Source organism: Pseudomonas sp. GW821-FHT05H12 (assembly GCF_059419385.1).
This window is the reverse complement of sequence record NZ_JBWKRS010000004.1, coordinates 161,452-178,097: the sequence shown is the minus strand read 5'-3', so window position 1 is coordinate 178,097 and position 16,646 is coordinate 161,452. Positions and strand designations below refer to the sequence as shown.

Genomic DNA, 16,646 nt, shown 5'->3' with positions numbered 1-16,646 from the left:
CCATGGCCACCTTGCACACCCAGCTCAACCCGCGTTCGGCGGAGTTCGCCACCAACAGCGCCGCCATGCGCCAGCAGGTCGACGCCCTGCACACCCTGCTCGCCCATGTGCAGCAAGGGGGCGGCGCCAAGGCCCAGGCGCGGCACACCTCACGGGGCAAGCTGCTGCCGCGTGAACGTATCAATCGCCTGCTGGACCCGGGCTCGCCATTTCTGGAACTCAGCCAACTGGCCGCCCATCAGGTGTATGGCGAAGACGTACCGGCAGCCGGGGTGATTGCCGGGATCGGTCGCGTGGAAGGCGTCGAATGCATGATCGTCGCCAACGACGCCACGGTGAAAGGCGGCTCCTATTACCCGCTCACCGTGAAAAAGCACCTGCGTGCCCAGACCATCGCCGAACAGAACCGCTTGCCGTGCATCTACCTGGTGGACTCCGGCGGCGCCAACCTGCCACGCCAGGACGAAGTGTTCCCGGACCGTGAGCACTTCGGGCGGATCTTCTTCAACCAGGCCAACATGAGCGCCCAGGGCATCCCGCAGATCGCGGTGGTCATGGGTTCCTGCACCGCCGGTGGCGCCTATGTGCCAGCCATGGCGGATGAAGCGATCATGGTGCGCCAGCAAGCCACCATTTTCCTCGCCGGGCCACCGCTGGTGAAGGCGGCCACAGGTGAAGTGGTCAGCGCCGAAGACCTCGGTGGTGCCGATGTGCATTGCAAGATCTCCGGCGTGGCCGACCACTATGCCGACAGCGACGAACACGCCCTGGCCCTGGCGCGACGCAGTGTGGCCAACCTCAACTGGCGCAAACAGGGCCAGTTGCTGCAACGCACGCCGGTGGCGCCGCTGTACAACAGCGAAGAGTTGTATGGGGTGATCCCGGCCGATGCCAAGCAGCCGTTCGACGTGCGCGAAGTGATCGCGCGGCTGGTGGACGGTTCGGTGTTTGATGAATTCAAGGCGCTGTTCGGCACCACCTTGGTGTGTGGCTTTGCGCACCTGCACGGCTACCCGATTGCGATCCTCGCCAACAACGGGATCCTGTTTGCCGAGGCCGCGCAGAAAGGCGCGCACTTTATCGAGCTGGCCTGCCAGCGTGGCATTCCCCTGCTGTTCCTGCAGAACATCACTGGCTTCATGGTCGGCCAGAAGTACGAGGCCGGCGGCATCGCCAAGCATGGTGCCAAGCTGGTCACCGCCGTGGCCTGCGCCAAGGTGCCGAAGTTCACCGTCATCATCGGCGGCAGCTTTGGGGCCGGTAACTACGGCATGTGCGGCCGCGCCTATGACCCGCGTTTTTTGTGGATGTGGCCGAACGCGCGCATTGGCGTGATGGGCGCCGAACAGGCCGCTGGCGTACTGGTGCAGGTCAAGCGTGAACAGGCTGAACGGGCTGGCAGCGAATTCAGCGCCGAAGAAGAAGCAGCGATCAAGCAGCCGATCCTCGACCAATACGAGACCCAGGGCCACCCCTACTACTCCAGTGCCCGCCTGTGGGACGACGGCGTGATCGACCCGCTGCAGACCCGTGACGTGCTGGCCCTGGCCCTGTCCGCTTCGCTGAATGCCCCCATCGAGCCGAGCCGCTTCGGCGTGTTCCGCATGTAAATGGAGCTGTACCCCATGAGCGATTTCAACACCCTCGAACTGATCACCGACAGCCGTGGCTTTGCCACCCTGTGGCTCAGTCGTGAAGCAAAGAACAACGCGTTCAACGCCGAGATGATCCGCGAACTGATCATCGCCCTCGACCGAGTGCAAGGCGATCCGTCCCTGCGCTTTCTGCTGCTGCGCGGACGCGGCAAGCATTTCAGCGCCGGAGCCGACCTGGCCTGGATGCAGCAATCGGCCGAGCTGGATTACCACACCAACCTGGATGATGCCCGCGAACTGGCGGAGCTGATGTACAACCTGGCCAAGTTGAAGATCCCCACGCTGGCGGTGGTTCAAGGCGCGGCCTACGGCGGTGCGCTGGGCCTGATCAGTTGCTGCGACATGGCGATTGGCGCCGATGACGCGCAGTTCTGTCTGTCAGAAGTGCGCATCGGCCTGGCACCGGCGGTGATCAGCCCGTTCGTGGTGCAGGCCATCGGCGAACGTGCGGCGCGGCGGTATGCCCTGACCGCCGAACGTTTCGACGGCCAGCGCGCCCGGGAAATCGGCTTGTTGGCCGACAGCTACCCCGCCAGCGAACTGGACCTGCAGGTGCAGCTGTGGGTCGCCAACCTGCTGCAGAACAGCCCGGCCGCCATGCGTGCCAGCAAGGATTTGCTGCGTGAAGTCGGGAATGGCGCCCTGACACCGGCCCTGCGCCGCTATTGCGAAAACGCCATTGCGCGGATTCGCGTCAGCACCGAGGGCCAGGAAGGCTTGCGCGCATTCCTGCAAAAACGCCCGCCCAGCTGGCAAGCACAGGAGCCGCGCTCATGAGCACACTGACCACCCTGCTGGTGGCCAACCGTGGCGAGATTGCCTGCCGCGTGATGCGCACTGCCAAGGCCATGGGCCTGACCACCGTGGCCGTGCACAGCGCCACTGACCGCGACGCGCGACATAGCCGTGAGGCGGACATTCGCGTGGACCTGGGCGGCAGCAAAGCCACCGACAGCTACCTGCAAATCGACAAGCTGATCGCTGCCGCACAGGCCAGTGGCGCCCAGGCGATCCACCCGGGTTACGGTTTCTTGTCGGAAAACGCCGGCTTCGCCCGTGCCATTGAAGCAGCGGGCCTGATCTTCCTCGGCCCGCCTGCCTCGGCCATCGATGCCATGGGCAGCAAATCTGCCGCCAAGGCGCTGATGGAAACCGCCGGCGTGCCGCTGGTGCCCGGCTATCACGGTGAGGCGCAGGACCTTGAAACCTTCCGCGCCGCCTGCGAGCGCATCGGCTACCCGGTGCTGCTCAAAGCCACGGCCGGTGGCGGCGGCAAGGGCATGAAGGTGGTCGAGGAGGTCAGCCAACTGGCCGAAGCCCTGGCCTCTGCCCAGCGTGAGGCGCTGTCGTCCTTCGGCAACGGGCAAATGCTGGTGGAGAAATACCTGATCAAGCCGCGTCATGTGGAGATTCAGGTGTTTGCCGATCAGCACGGGCATTGCCTCTACCTCAACGAGCGCGACTGTTCGATTCAGCGTCGCCATCAAAAGGTCGTGGAAGAAGCACCGGCGCCAGGCCTGAGCGTCGAGCAGCGCAAAGCCATGGGTGAAGCCGCCGTGCGCGCTGCCCAGGCCATCGGCTATGTGGGCGCCGGTACCGTGGAATTTTTGCTGGATGCCCGTGGCGAATTCTTCTTCATGGAGATGAACACACGCTTGCAAGTGGAACACCCGGTGACCGAGGCGATCACCGGCCTGGACCTGGTGGCCTGGCAAATCCGTGTCGCACAGGGCGAGGCGCTGCCAATCACCCAGGAGCAGGTGCCGCTGATCGGCCATGCGATTGAAGTGCGCTTGTACGCTGAAGACCCGGCGAATGATTTCCTGCCGGCCACCGGGCACCTGGCGCTGTACCGCGAATCTGCCCCAGGCCCTGGGCGACGTGTGGACAGCGGCGTTGCACAAGGGGACGACGTGTCGCCGTTCTACGACCCGATGCTCGGCAAGTTGATCGCCTGGGGCGAGGACCGTGAGCAAGCACGCCTGCGGTTATTGAGCATGCTCGATGAGTTTGCCGTGGGCGGCCTGAAGACCAACCTGGGTTTTCTGCGCCGGATCATCGGCCACCCGGCCTTTGCGAGCGCCGAACTGGATACCGGGTTCATTCCGCGCTATCAGGACCAATTGTTGCCGACCGCCGGCGCCCTGAGCGATGAGTTCTGGCAGGCGGCGGGCGCGGCTTATATGCAGAGCTTGCCGGCCGGTGATGGGCCTTGGGCGGACACCCGCGGGTTCCGGGCGGGGCTGCCTGCGGAGGTTTCGCTGCATTTGAGCTGCAATGGACAGGATCGGTTGGTGACGTTGCAGGGGGATGCCTTCAGGTTGCACGGCGAGCAGTTGTCGAGCGAGCACCAAGGCGTGCGTCGCAACCTTCTGGCCGTACGCAGCGAGGGCGGCGTGTTCCTGCGCTGGGACGGCGAGATGCACGCCATCAGCCTGTTCGACCCGATTGCGGCGGTCGAGGCCAACCAGTCTCACCAGGGCGGCCTCACGGCGCCCATGAACGGCAGCATCGTGCGCGTGTTGGTTGAAGTCGGCCAAAGCGTGGAAGCCGGCGCGCAACTGGTGGTGCTGGAGGCGATGAAGATGGAGCACAGCATTCGCGCGCCTGAGGCCGGGATGGTCAAGGCACTGTTCTGCCAGGAGGGTGAAATGGTGGCCGAAGGCAGCGCGCTGGTGGAGCTGGAAACGGCGGGCTAGAACTTCGCCTTGGCTTGCACGACAACGCCGAGGATGCGGCAGTCGTCAGTGAGCAGTTGTTTGGGGTAAGTGGGATTGAGCGGCGTCAGGTAGAGCTGGCCGCTCTCTTCCATCAACTGGCGGAAGGTGGCGTGAGTGCTGTTGGCCCATTGTGCGACCACCAGCCTGCCGGGTTCGGCTTCTATGGCCGGGTCTACCAGGATCATCATGCCAGCGCCGACGCTCAAGCCGCTGGGGGCCGCCATGGCGTCGCTGGTTACCGGCAGCCAGAACGCCTCGCCTTCGCACCGATAATCTGTCAGTTCGAATCGTTGGGCGTCATAGCGCGCGGGTTCTTCGCGGATTTCGCACAGGCCCCTCCAGTCGCTGACCGGGTAACGGAAATACGGCGTGTAGGGTTTTATCGGTGGCGGATCCTGTTCAGTGCCCCGCTCGCGAATCTCAAGCACCACTTCCAGCTCATCAAGCCCCAATGCCTGCAACAGCCGGTTCATGTCTTCCAGGCTCGGCACGCGACGTTTGTTGAGCCAGTGGCCCACACCGCCCTGGGACATGCCCAGGCGTTCGGCCAGTTGGTCCTGCGTGACCTTGCGCTCTTTCATGTTGGCCTTGACCAACGCTATCCAGTTATCCATGGGGCCTGACAATACGTCGCGTATTTTTCAGGGCAATAAACAGTTTGTAGTAATCCATAAAACGACATAAATACGATACGTACTATCATCGATCATATGGTTTTCGACACCCCCACAGAGTACCGACCCTTATGACGACAAGCCCGTACCTCCTGCCTGAAACCGCTGAAAACGATGAGTTGCACGACATGTGCAGCAGCAGCGCCGCCCAACGTGCGCTGGACTATTACTTGAAAGAGGATGTGTCGGCCCCCGTGCCGGACGGCGCCCTGTTTGCCATCAAGCCCGGCATCAGCCAGGAGGAAGCGTTGGTGCACGCTTCTGACCTGTTGCGCAGTGCGGCGGCCACGGCCTATGAGTCTGCGAGCAGCCATCATGGCAATCAACGCGACCTGGCATTTTCAGTGGTGTATTTGATCGATATGGCGAAGGCGATGGTGGAGCGGTCGTTGCAGGCGCAGCAGGCATCGGCAAACGTGTAACGGGCGCGAAAGAAAAATATTTCTATCCCTCGGATAAAAACATTTGACTTGCAAATGATAATGATTATTATTGGACGCAGCTGGTCGCGAGATCAGTCGATAGACCAAGGGACCTTAGGTCGGACTCTTGGAATATCTCCTCATCAGGCTAATCACGGTTTTTGACCCGGCTCTTTGGCCGGGTCTTTTTTTTGCCAGTTTCCCTGGCGTGGCTTCAGGCTAATGAAGACTGTGTGTTGCTTGATGGCGCGCATGGTAGCAAAAGACCATCGCCAAAAGAAAGCCGAACGAGCGCTCTAGCCCGGATCTTTAAGAAATAGCGCTTGAGAATCAATCTCATAGATTCTAAGCTGCTGGCGCGTCAAGGATGACGCCCCCTCCCCATGCAACAATTTTGCATCAAGATTTTGCCCGACTCCTGTGTAAGATATCTGCCACAACACAGCTAATCAGGCGACCCGACCATGACCGTGGCCTTGACCTCCATCAAGATCAGCACCGACTTCGACAGCGGCAACATCCAGGTCCTGGATGCCAGCGACGCCTATCAGTTGCTGCTGGCGATCAACCCCGACACCCGTAGCCCACATTTCCAATGGTTCCACTTCAAGGCCGAAGGCATGCATGTGGGCCACACCCACACCTTCCGCCTAAGCAATGCGGGCCAGTCTTCGTATAAGCATGCGTGGAGCGGCTACAACGCAGTGGCGTCCTACGACCATATCAACTGGTTCCGTGTGCCCACGCGTTTTGATGGCGAGATCCTGCACATCAGCCTGGAAACCCGCGAAAAGCACGCCTGGTTCGCCTACTTCGAACCCTATAGCCGCGAGCGCCATGACTGGCTGATCGAGCAGGCCCTGAACGGTGCCGGCACCCAGCTGCTGGCCACCGGCAAGAGTGCCGAAGGCCGTGACATCCAGTTGCTGCGCCGGGGCAAAGGTGGCGAAGGTCGCCGCAACGTGTGGATCATTGCCCAGCAACACCCTGGCGAACACATGGCCGAATGGTTCATGGAAGGCATCATCGAGCGCCTGCAACAGGACGGTGACGCCGAGCTGAAAAAGCTCCTGTCCGTAGCCGACCTGTACCTGATCCCCAACATGAACCCCGACGGCGCCTTCCACGGCCACCTGCGCACCAACGCCATGGGCCAGGACCTCAACCGTGCCTGGCAGAGCGCCAGCCAGGAAATCAGCCCGGAAGTGCTGTTCGCCCAGCAGCAAATGGATAAGTACGGCGTGGACCTGTTCCTCGACATCCACGGAGACGAAGAAATCCCCTACGTCTTCACCGCAGGCTGCGAGGGCAACCCGGGCTACACCCCGCGTATCGAAGGCCTTGAAAAACATTTCCGCAGCCACTTGAGCGCCCTCACCCGCGACTTCCAGACCGCCCACGGCTACACCCGCGACCTGCCGGGCGAAGCCAACATGACCCTGGCCTGCAACGCCGTTGGCGAGAAGTACGACTGCCTGTCCCTGACCCTGGAAATGCCGTTCAAGGACAACGACGACGCGCCCAACCCGAAAACCGGCTGGTCCGGTGAGCGCTCCAAGCAGTTGGGCAAGGACGTATTGAGCACGGTCGCCGACATCGTGACCATCCTGCGCTAACCCTTTGTAGGAGCCGGCTTGCCGGCAATGAGGCCCTTGATAACAGCAAGAATTTCAAGGACGCCATCGCCGGCAAGCCGGCTCCTACACGGTCAACGTTTGCTGCCGGTCATGCTTTGCAACACACCGTCGCGTCGGATCAGCCCATGGAACAACGCTGCCGCCAGGTGCAACAGCACCGTCAAGAACAGCAGGTAAGCCAGAAAGCCATGGGCCTTGCGCAACACCGCAAACAACGGCGCATTCGCCCCCACCAGCGCTGGCAACTGCACCGAACTGCTAAGCATCACCGGGTCGCCTGCCGCTGAGATCATCGCCCAGCCCAGCACCGGCAACACCAGCATCAAGGCGTACAGCACGACATGTGACGCCTTGGCCGCCAACACTTGCCACAGGGGCAAGTCAGCTGGCAACGGCGGCTGACGCGTCGAAAAGCGCACCACCAGCCGCACGATCACCAACGCCAGGATCGCGATCCCCAGCGGTTTGTGCAGGTGGATCAGCCATTCATGGCGCTCCGACACTGATGCCACCATGCCCGCGCCGATAAACAGCATCGCGATGATCATCAACGCCATCAGCCAGTGCAGCAAGCGCGCCAGAGGGGCGAAAAACCGCGGTTGAACATTCATGGCTTCGACTCCTGAGGGGCACTGTGCAAGGGGCTGACTTCACCGGCACGACGCAAGTACGAACTGGCATACGCAGCCGAGCGTGCCGCCAGCAGCGGGTCGTTGGAAGCCTCGATACCACTGGGTAGAACCAGCGGATCAAAGTTGATATCACGACAATCGCCGTCCGCTTGCGGTTGACTGCCCTGCAACACCAGGGTGCCGGCGTTCAACACCTTGTGTTCACCGCTCCAGGCCTTGCTGGCATCGTCCAGTGGGTCGCCAGGGTTGGCCAACGTCATGTTCAACTGCCAGCGCAACGGCCCCGAGGCCAGGCGCTGCACCAGGTCTTTTTCGAGGAAGTCGCTGCCTGCCGGAGCAACGTCGCCCGGCGCGTCCTGGCTTTGTGGCACTACGCCCCACCGCACTGCCTGGCGCTTGCCATCGGCACTCACCAGGAAAAACGCGTTGATCCCGTTATAGGTTTCCGTCGCGTAGCTGGCGGACGGCTTGGCCGTCTTGACCCACGCCAAAAACGGCGCGGTTTCAGGGTGCGCGGCAAAGAACGCCGGCATGTTCGCCGGGTTCGGCTTGCCGGTGGCCGGGTCGGGTGCGCCGGCCTGGAGCATCTGGTAGAACGCCTGCGGCGTGCCCACCGGGAACACCGGCATGCTGTTCATCCCGGTGCGCCACTGCTGACCGTTGGCCTGGCTGAACTGCAACGCAAAACTGCGGATTGGCACGCTGCTGTCCGGCGCGTAAGGGTTACCGCTGGGCAAGGCAAACCGACCAATCACCGGGGTCCTGGCCTCGCTGAACACCTGGGCGCTGGAGTAGGCACGCGCCTCTGGGCTGCTCTCGAAGTAACCCGCCACGCACAGACCCTTGGCATGGTTGCGACGGAAGCCCGGGTGGATGCCGTTATTGGTTTCCAGGGCATTGACCAGGGTCTTGGGCCGCAGGCGCTGTGGGTCGAGTGTGCCGTTGACGTAGGCAAATGCCCCGGCAACGACCGCAACCACGGCACCGATACCGATGAGCCGTGCGATCAGGCTCGCCGTGCTCAACGGGGGACGCGGCGGTGATGAGTGATCTACCATGAAGAAACTCCAGGGCCAAAGGCCTTAGGGGTGGAACATAAGGTCGGAGCATTAAGACGAACGCCGATCTGCTCTATTCCCTGGCCCTGGATTTATTTTTGGGAGCGGGGAATAACCTTCAACGCCGGACGTCTCTCTAGTCCCAGCGTAGTGATCAGCCAGCCGACCATGCATGAACTCGACGAACAGTTACGTGAACTCATCCCCAGGTTGCGGCGCTTTGCCGTGTCCCTGACCCGTAACGCCAGCAGCGCCGACGACCTGGTGCAATCGACCCTGGAACGGGCGATCATCCGCTGGGCCGACAAACGCCTCGAAGGCGACCTGCGCGCCTGGCTGTTCTCGATCCTCTACCGCCAGTTCCTCGATGCGCACCGTCGCAGCCGACGCTATGCGCGCATGCTCGAATTCTTCACCGGCCGCGATGATGCGCAACCGTCAGTCGAACGCACGGTGATGGCCCAATCGACCCTGCAAGCCTTCGACCAACTCAACACCGAACAGCGCGCCTTGCTGCTGTGGGTGTCGGTCGAAGGCTTGAGCTACAAGGAGGTCGCCGAGATCCTCGACGTGCCCGTCGGCACCGTGATGTCGCGCCTGTCCAGGGCGCGCCAAGCCTTGCGTCAACTCAGTGATGGCGAAATAGCCAGCCCTTCCCTGCGGATACTCAAATGATCAGCCTGCCCCCCAGCGAACGCGATTTGCATGCCTACGTCGATCACCAACTGCTGGAGAGTGATCGCCGTGTGCTCGAAACCTACCTGGCCGCCCACCCCGACGTTGCCGCCCAGGTCCAGGCCTGGCAACAGGATGCGCAATTACTGCGCGCCTCATTGAGTGGTACTTTGCAGCAACCGGCCAACCCCAAGCTGGACCCCGCGCTGATTCGCCAGCGCATCCGGCATCAGTCCCGTCGCCACCTGGCAACGGCCGCCGTGTTGCTGATAGCCGTCAGCCTTGGCGGCGTTGGCGGCTGGCATGCCCGCGAGGTCACTCAACCGCCGATGTTGCCGATGGCCGATGCGATGCAAGCGTTCCGCCTGTTTGCCCAGGACGGCATTCTGCCCGCCGACTACAACACTCAGGGCAACAGCAATATGCAGGCCTGGCTCGACCGCTATTTCAACCAGGCCCATCGTTTGCCCGACCTCAGCGCCTCCGGTTTCACACCGGTCAGCGGGCGCCTGCTGACCACCGAATCCGGGGCGGCGGCGATGGTGGTGTATGAAAACCGTGAAGGCCACAAGATCAGTTTCTACATTCGCCCACCGGGCCCGGAGAACAACTTCCTGCCCCGGGGCAGCCGCAGCGCCGACGGTTTGCAGGCCGAATACTGGTCCGGCGCCGGCTATAACTATGCGATGGTCAGCCCCAACGATGAACCGACCGCGCGGCTGATCAAGCAGACGATCAAGTTCTAGAACCCCACGTCGAGCACCACGTTGTCGAGGTAGGTACCGCCCGGCGGCGTGGCCTGGTCGGTGTAGATCTTGGCGTTGTAGTTGAACACCTGGCTACCGGTGCCCAGGCCGTTGCCGGGGTTGACCTCGGCGGTGGAGCTGTCTCGCCGTGCAGCGCCGACACTGCCCCAGCGCGTGGTGCCGGCGCTCTTGAAGATGTCGTAAGCCAGGTAGTTGCTGCCCGAAATCATCCGCCGACGCCCGCCCACGCTGACCGCGTTCTGGCCATCGCTCAAACCCACACTGTAGGCACTGCCCTTGGTGCAGGAGATGCTGATGGTCTGGCCGGTGACCGGGGTAAAGGCGCTTATCACCGGTGCACTGCCAAAGCTGATGTTGGGCGCGGTGATCTGGCAGTCGTTGGTGACGGTCATGCTCACCGTCAGCGTGCGGGTCTGGGGCGTAAGGTTTCTGTCACGCAGCACACACAAGGACCCTACCCCCAGGCCGATGCAGTAATCCCAGCTCCAGGCCAGGTTCAGCACTTCGGTGTAGACCCCCGCCGCCACGTTGCTGCCCGTGATGCTGCCGAAGTACAGCGGCATGGTCTTGTTGCCCGGGCCGCTCAACAGCCCGGCAGCGGTAGCCAGGCCATTGGGGCCGAAGTCGAACTGGCTGTTACGATTGATCGGAAAGTTGGTGGTGTTGTTGCCGTAGACCGTATAGCCGATCACATCACCGGTGGGGCCGACCAGGCCGCCCGTCAGCGAGCTGATGGTCAGGTAGAAGTGATCGTTGGTGCCCAACGCGATCAGCGACGACCCGCAGCTCAAGCCGGCGTTCTGGGTCGAACTGCCTTGCGAGGCCGTGCGCACGTTGATCGAACTGACCGAGCCAAAGCTGGCCGGTGTCGTCGCCACCACCGAACACAGTGCCATCGCCTGCCCCGACACCCCAAGGCTGGCGCTCGCCAACACGCTGTAAAGCCATCCCTTGCCCCTCACCCGCTCGCTCCTTGCTCAGTCGCTCATTGGCACACCAACGGCCCGATCAGGGGCACGTCCGGTTGTTGCACATCCATCTCAAAGGTCGCCTGGCAGGTACGCCCGCCCACCATCGTGACCTGCAAAGTGTTGTGGGCCGCCAGGTTTTCCAGGTAGACCAGCCCCTCCCAGCCCACCACCGCCTGGGTGTTGCTTTGCTCGTGCACCACCAGGCTGCCCAAGGGCAATTCCTGGTGCTGGCCGTCTACCAGGGTGATGCTCGCGGCGATCACCCGACGCAGCGGAAACTCCAGCAGGTAACCGCTACCCCGGCGCACCGACACCCGCTGCTCCACGTTCGGGCTCTGGATATTCGGTGGCAGGTTGAGCGGATCAATCTCATATTTGGCACGGTAGTAAGCGCTGCTCCAGGGCACCAGCAGGTGCCCGTTACGGTCGGTCTGGCCCACCAACTGATTCTCGTAGCGCACCGGAATCCCGGCGAAACCCTGGGTGCTCACCACCACAAAGGCATCGTTGATGCGATTGGCGGCGAAGGTATCGCCGCCCATCCACACCAACGAACCGCTGGCATCCGCCCAGCGCGTCTCGGCATCGCTGCTGCCGTAGACACCGGCCTGCAACTGCACCGACTGCAAGCGCCAGGTCAGGTCGGCCTGGCGGTAAGTCGGCCCGTCGCCCTGGGCGTAGCCGAGGTTGTAACCCACCCCGCCATCGCTGGGCACCGAGCTGCTGTAGTTGATGCGCTGGCGACTGGCACCGTCCTTGCTGCGTTCGCTGCTCAGGGCCAGGCTGCCATTGAGGTCGAACGGGATCACCAGTTGTGCCTGCACGGCCCAGTTGCTGTCGCCGACCTCACGGTTGGCCGACAGGTAAAAACTGGTATTGCGCCACAGCGGCTTGCTCCAGCTCAGGTTGAGCAGGCGTGTGCGCGAATCGTCCGCGGCCTGCACGTCGAAATAGCCCACGCCCAGGCTGCCGAAACGCTCCAGGTTGAGGCTGAGCGTAACCTGTTCGCTGCGCTTGCTGAGGCTCGCGTAAGGGGTGTCCACCAGGGTCAGGTCAGCGTATTCGTTGTGCCGCTCCACGCGCTGGTACGACAGGCTGTAGCGCGTGCTGTTGTACTGATAACCCAGGCTCAGTTGCTGGCCATTGCGACCGTCGAACTGGCTCTGGCTGAGGGCTGTATTGAGGATGCCGAAGTTGCCCAGACGCAGATTGCCGCCCAGGCCACCGAGGGTCAGGTCACTTGACGCTTCGGCGTGGCTTTCCAGGGTCAGGTTGTCGGAGTAGCCATAGCGAAAGGTGCCACTGGCCACGCCCGGCCCATAGGCGAAATCCCGTACGGTGTAATCGCGGCGCAAGGTCCCGGCCGCCACAGAGAAATCCGTCAGCCCCTTTTGCAGCAAAGTACTGGTGACATAGAACGGCACCGTGGTCGACACTTGGCGCCCCAAGGCGTCCGTAGTGACCACCACCGCCTCGCCGGCACCGTTGATGAAGGGCACGTTAGTGAGGGTGTACGGCCCCGGCTGCAACAAGGCGCTCTCGGATTTGTAGCCATTGATAAACAGGTCCACCGACGAGGGCACCGCCGCCTCGCCGGCAAACTGCGGCAACGGATACGTCACCAGGTCCGGTCGCACCGCGAAATCCCGCGAGAACTGCACCCCACCCAGACGTACCGAACTGCTCCAGGGCAGCGACCCGCTGATCACGTCGCCAGCCTCGTAAGTGAGCATCCGTTCGTCATCGGAGAAACGCCACGTCGTGTCATAACGGCGATAGCCGTTGTTGAGGGTGCTGTTGCTCACATTGCCCGACAGGGTCTGACGGTATTGCCCGGTGTTGGACAAAGTGCCCCACGTGTCGAACAGCCGTACTTCGTTCCAGCCGGCCAGGTAGCTGCCACCTTCGTCGGTGTCGTTGAAGTACAGGTCATAGTTGAGCAAGGCACCGAAGCTGCTCATGGCCTGAGTGCGCGGGTAGGTGTTGCGGTTGCCGATGAACTGTTCCTGCAACCACGACGGCGGCACATCCAGCAACAGGCGCTGGCCGTTGCTATCGTAGTCGCTGTGCAGGCCGGGCAGCTTGTCCAGGGCGATACTGCCGGTGGGATCACCGGGCAGTTTCATGCCGACGTCCTGCAACGCGCTGGCGGGCACATACAGCTCGCCCGCCCGTTGATCGACCGCGATGACGCGGCCGGTGTCCATCTGGTTGACCACCAGTTCCAGAAACAGCTGTGCATCGGCGACAGCCTCCATACTGCTCGGGGGCGGCGGCAGGTCACCAGCCACCCCCGGAAGCGCCAACATCGCGCCCCACAGCCCGCTCACCACTGCCACCGACGGCCACATACAACGAGCCCGACCACGACTCACACATGGCGTTGTGTCCTTCAATGGACATCTCCATCCTGTTGAACCCGGGGTTTACCCCGTCCCGCTGCCTACTCCGTTATCGCGCCGGCGCCAGCGCTTCCACCTGCGCCGCGCCATTGATCCGCACTTGCAACGGCTGGTCGGCTGACACCGCCTCCGGCACCGGCCAGCGCATCGTCGCGCCCGGCAGCACATAGCCCAGCAGGCCGTCCGCCACAGGTCGTGTCTGACCGCCTTGTTTAAACGACGCGTCGGTGAGTCGCGCATGCACGGCGCCCTGGTTGCGTACCTCGATGTAACTGCGCCCGGCAACCGAGACCTTGCGCCAGCTCAAATCCGGTTTGCCGGCGCCCTTGGGATCGCGCTGGCGGGTGGCGTCCTCCTTGCTCCACAGACCCGCGCCGTACGCAAACAACGGCACCGAGTAGCGCATCTGGAAGCGAATCGCCGCCGCCGTGTTCTTGCCTTCCGGTGGGGTCGGCACCTGCAAGGGCGAAGGGATTTCATCGATGATGATGCGGTAGGCCAGCTCTTGCCCGGGTGGCACTTCACGGGTGCGCGTCAGGCGCACCAGCTGTTTCTGCCCCGGCTCGATCTTCGCCACGGGCGGGCTGCCGATGACGTCGCGCTGGTTCTGGTATTGCTCGTCGAAGCCGTTCTGGCTCCAGGCGAATACACGAATCTGCAAGTTGGCCGTCTCGGTGCCACGGTTTTCCAGCCACAACGCACTGGCCTGCTGGTCGGCCTCCAGCACCGGATCGATCGGCCAGATCAGCACCGAACTGGCCGCCTGCACCGCCACCACATTGCTCAATGCCCCCGCCAACACAGCAAAACCCGCGGCCCACAACCGCCGGGAAGGTGAACGCATAAAACCACTCCTCATACCCATAGCCCTACCACGACAATTGCACCTGCAACGTGTCGCTGTACGTCCCCCCAGGCTGATTGCCCGGTAACTGCACCCGCCCGTAGATAGGCAGGCTGATGTTGTTTGCATCGCTGTAGGTCACGTTGACGCTCTGACTGATCCCCAGGCCCTGACTGAACGCTGCATCCTGAAACAACTGATACGCCACCCGTGCAGTGCCGGTATTGAGCTGCAAATTGCGCCCGGTGTTGCTGTGCAGGCCGCCGTTGACGCTCATGCTCAGCGTCACCCCCGGCGTGCATTGCAGGGTCACACCCCCGATCAGGGCGGCGCTCACCGTACTGGTGGACAGCGCCGAATAACTGCCATAGGTCAGCGCCCCATAGTTGGAGCCGCCCCCCACCACCAGGCAGCCGGGGGTGACAGTGGCGCTCACCTGGAAGCTCTGGCTGGTCACCGCCGACAACGGCAGTGGCACCACCAGCCCACACGCCAGCAACGCCCTCACCCACCCAGACCGGATCATGACGTTAGAACGTCAGTTCCACGGCCACGGTGTCGGTGTAGGTGCCCGCCGGCAACCCCGCCTTGCCCACCGCACGACCGTAGAGATTCACGGTTTGCGCCACGCCGGTGCTGGTGGCGAGGGCGATCACGCCATCGATGGCCAGCAGCGAGGAATGCCCGCTGTCGGTGTAGAAGTCATAGGGCACAAAGTTGCCGAGACCATCGGCCAGCGCCCGAGTGCCGCCGGCGGAGGCATTGTCATGGGCCCCCGCACGCACTTTGATAGTCGGCGCAGTCCCCGCCGAGCACAGCACCGACAACGCTCCGCCCGTACCGGTACCGCCCAGCAACTGGGCGTCGGCATTGGTGAACAGGCTGTTGGTAGTACCGAAGTTGAGGCTACCGAAGTTCAACCCGCTGGCCGCGCCGGAACCGTTGACCTGGCAACTGGCGATCAGCGTCAGGCTGGAGGTGATCTGGCCGGTCACGGTGGTGGCCGCATTGAGGCTGGAGGCCATCGCCAGGCCCAGCGCACAAACGCCTAATCGCGATACGAGTACATGCATGATATCCATCCTCATGGTTTACCAATCCAGAGTCACCGTCAGGGTGTCTGTGTAGATGCCGGCCGGTAAGGCCCTGGTATTCGCCACCACCGAGCCGAATACCGGAATTGGTATCTGCGCGCCCCGGGTCACGACGAAATTACGCTGCTGGCCGATGTTGTAGGTGCTGTGCCCCAACGGATCGGCCGAAAGTCGATACGGTATGGTCTGGGTGCCGTTGCTCAGACGCCGTGTGGTGCCGTCACCGTGGGCGCCGCCGTCGATGGTCACGGTAAAGCTGCTGACCACCGACGGGTTGCATGACACTGACAGCGGCGCCTTGTCGCCGTCGGTGACGCCCGCCGCCAAGGTGTTGTTCCAGGTCGGCCCCTGGCTGCCGAAGTCCAGGAGCGCTGTGCCACCTGTAGGACTCACCGGCGCACTTTCAACGCTGCTGACCTGGCAACTGGCAGTGATCACCAGGCGCGCATGAATCTGCCCGCTGGCGACCGCCGCCCAGGCGTCATCGGCGAGCAGCAACAAGCCGCCGAACGCCGCCAGGGCCAGGCTGCGACTCACCATGTGACGGTCACCTTGAGCAGGTCGCTGTAGCGACCGACGGCGGGAATTTCCTTGAGCGGCTCGATGCGGCCGTACAACGGCAGGTCAACGCTGCCGGTGTCCGGCACGCGACCGCTAAGTGGTTCATTCACCGGCAATGGAATGCGCCGCGCGGCGTCGGCGTAGAGTCGGTAGGGAATGGGTTTGGTGGACGGTGCCGAGGCGGCGAGGTAACGCACATCGCCTATGCCGCCATGCAGGCCGCCGTCGACGCGCACTTGGTAAGGGGTGTCGGGGTTGCATTCCAGCCGCGGCTGGCGCTGGCTAATCAGGGCCGCACTCAGGGGGCCGGCCGGGTCATCCAGACGCGGGCCGCTGCCAAAATCCAGTACGCCAAGCTGCTCGATGCCAGCGCTGCGGGTGGTGCCCACCAGCTGGCAGCCCCGCTGCACGTCGATCCGCACCTCCACCTGGAGTTGCGCACCGTAACCCGTGCTGCAGAACATCGCGCCCATGACTGCCAATACCGCTCGTCCCTTCACTGCCCCAAATCCTTATACAGGGGTGACTGCTGTG

17 protein-coding genes are annotated in these 16,646 nt (G+C 63.0%); 7 read left to right on the top strand and 10 right to left on the bottom strand.

Going from position 1 to position 16,646, the window contains the following annotated elements:
* Positions 1-2: 2 nt before the first annotated feature.
* The 3 genes from AC07SU_RS05345 to AC07SU_RS05335 are packed head-to-tail and all read left to right on the top strand — an operon-like array spanning position 3 to position 4,354.
* Complete coding sequence (locus tag AC07SU_RS05345) at positions 3-1,610, top strand: carboxyl transferase domain-containing protein (protein WP_494996428.1); 1,608 nt, start codon at positions 3-5, stop codon at positions 1,608-1,610.
* 15 nt (positions 1,611-1,625) lie between these two features.
* Positions 1,626-2,432: a gamma-carboxygeranoyl-CoA hydratase gene (locus AC07SU_RS05340; protein ID WP_176998867.1), complete on the top strand. Its 807-nt coding sequence runs from the start codon at positions 1,626-1,628 to the stop codon at positions 2,430-2,432.
* Positions 2,429-4,354, top strand: coding sequence for an acetyl/propionyl/methylcrotonyl-CoA carboxylase subunit alpha (locus tag AC07SU_RS05335; protein WP_494996427.1), 1,926 nt, complete (start codon positions 2,429-2,431; stop codon positions 4,352-4,354). The genes AC07SU_RS05340 and AC07SU_RS05335 overlap by 4 nt, the downstream gene beginning before the upstream one ends.
* Here the strand turns inward: AC07SU_RS05335 and AC07SU_RS05330 are convergent.
* Positions 4,351-4,989 carry a LexA family protein gene (locus AC07SU_RS05330; RefSeq protein ID WP_494996426.1) on the bottom strand — a complete coding sequence of 213 codons (639 nt, stop codon included), beginning with the start codon at positions 4,987-4,989 and terminating at the stop codon, positions 4,351-4,353. The two genes, AC07SU_RS05335 and AC07SU_RS05330, sit on opposite strands and share 4 nt — an antisense overlap.
* Positions 4,990-5,120: 131 nt before the next feature.
* Here AC07SU_RS05330 and AC07SU_RS05325 point away from each other — a divergent pair, with 131 nt between their 5' ends.
* Complete coding sequence (locus AC07SU_RS05325) at positions 5,121-5,471, top strand: DUF6124 family protein (RefSeq protein ID WP_176998870.1); 351 nt, start codon at positions 5,121-5,123, stop codon at positions 5,469-5,471.
* Between the two features lie 464 nt (positions 5,472-5,935).
* On the top strand, positions 5,936-7,087 hold the full coding sequence (locus tag AC07SU_RS05320; protein WP_494996425.1) for a M14 family metallopeptidase: 1,152 nt from the start codon (positions 5,936-5,938) through the stop codon (positions 7,085-7,087).
* A gap of 92 nt (positions 7,088-7,179) precedes the next feature.
* On the opposite strand, the gene AC07SU_RS05315 is transcribed toward AC07SU_RS05320, so the two are convergent.
* Both AC07SU_RS05315 and AC07SU_RS05310 read right to left on the bottom strand, forming a co-directional pair.
* Complete coding sequence (locus AC07SU_RS05315; RefSeq protein WP_494996424.1) at positions 7,180-7,719, bottom strand: cytochrome b; 540 nt, start codon at positions 7,717-7,719, stop codon at positions 7,180-7,182.
* Positions 7,716-8,798, bottom strand: coding sequence for a catalase family peroxidase (locus AC07SU_RS05310; RefSeq protein ID WP_494996423.1), 1,083 nt, complete (start codon positions 8,796-8,798; stop codon positions 7,716-7,718). Before AC07SU_RS05310 ends, AC07SU_RS05315 begins: the two co-directional genes overlap by 4 nt.
* A gap of 168 nt (positions 8,799-8,966) precedes the next feature.
* Here AC07SU_RS05310 and AC07SU_RS05305 point away from each other — a divergent pair, with 168 nt between their 5' ends.
* Complete coding sequence (locus AC07SU_RS05305) at positions 8,967-9,473, top strand: sigma-70 family RNA polymerase sigma factor (protein WP_494996422.1); 507 nt, start codon at positions 8,967-8,969, stop codon at positions 9,471-9,473.
* Positions 9,470-10,219 (top strand): anti-sigma factor family protein, encoded by a 750-nt coding sequence (locus AC07SU_RS05300; protein WP_494996421.1) that lies wholly within the window; start codon positions 9,470-9,472, stop codon positions 10,217-10,219. The genes AC07SU_RS05305 and AC07SU_RS05300 overlap by 4 nt, the downstream gene beginning before the upstream one ends.
* Here AC07SU_RS05300 and AC07SU_RS05295 read toward each other — a convergent pair.
* The 7 genes from AC07SU_RS05295 to AC07SU_RS05265 all read right to left on the bottom strand — a co-directional run bounded on the left by AC07SU_RS05295 (position 10,216) and on the right by AC07SU_RS05265 (position 16,585).
* Positions 10,216-11,202 (bottom strand): Csu type fimbrial protein, encoded by a 987-nt coding sequence (locus AC07SU_RS05295; RefSeq protein WP_494996420.1) that lies wholly within the window; start codon positions 11,200-11,202, stop codon positions 10,216-10,218. The genes AC07SU_RS05300 and AC07SU_RS05295 overlap by 4 nt on opposite strands.
* Before the next feature lie 23 nt (positions 11,203-11,225).
* The gene (locus AC07SU_RS05290) at positions 11,226-13,562 is read right to left on the bottom strand and encodes a fimbria/pilus outer membrane usher protein (RefSeq protein WP_494996419.1); all 2,337 of its coding nucleotides are present in this window, start codon (positions 13,560-13,562) and stop codon (positions 11,226-11,228) included.
* A gap of 100 nt (positions 13,563-13,662) precedes the next feature.
* A complete protein-coding gene (locus AC07SU_RS05285) occupies positions 13,663-14,457 on the bottom strand; it encodes a fimbrial biogenesis chaperone (protein ID WP_494996418.1) in 795 nt (264 codons plus the stop codon).
* Positions 14,458-14,482: 25 nt separating this feature from the next.
* A complete protein-coding gene (locus AC07SU_RS05280; RefSeq protein ID WP_494996417.1) occupies positions 14,483-14,983 on the bottom strand; it encodes a Csu type fimbrial protein in 501 nt (166 codons plus the stop codon).
* Between the two features lie 4 nt (positions 14,984-14,987).
* A complete protein-coding gene (locus AC07SU_RS05275) occupies positions 14,988-15,530 on the bottom strand; it encodes a Csu type fimbrial protein (protein WP_178918842.1) in 543 nt (180 codons plus the stop codon).
* 18 nt (positions 15,531-15,548) lie between these two features.
* Entirely contained in the window at positions 15,549-16,091 is a 543-nt protein-coding gene (locus AC07SU_RS05270; protein WP_259175307.1) for a Csu type fimbrial protein, read from the bottom strand.
* Positions 16,085-16,585 carry a Csu type fimbrial protein gene (locus AC07SU_RS05265; RefSeq protein WP_494996476.1) on the bottom strand — a complete coding sequence of 167 codons (501 nt, stop codon included), beginning with the start codon at positions 16,583-16,585 and terminating at the stop codon, positions 16,085-16,087. Before AC07SU_RS05265 ends, AC07SU_RS05270 begins: the two co-directional genes overlap by 7 nt.
* Positions 16,586-16,646 lie beyond the last annotated feature (61 nt).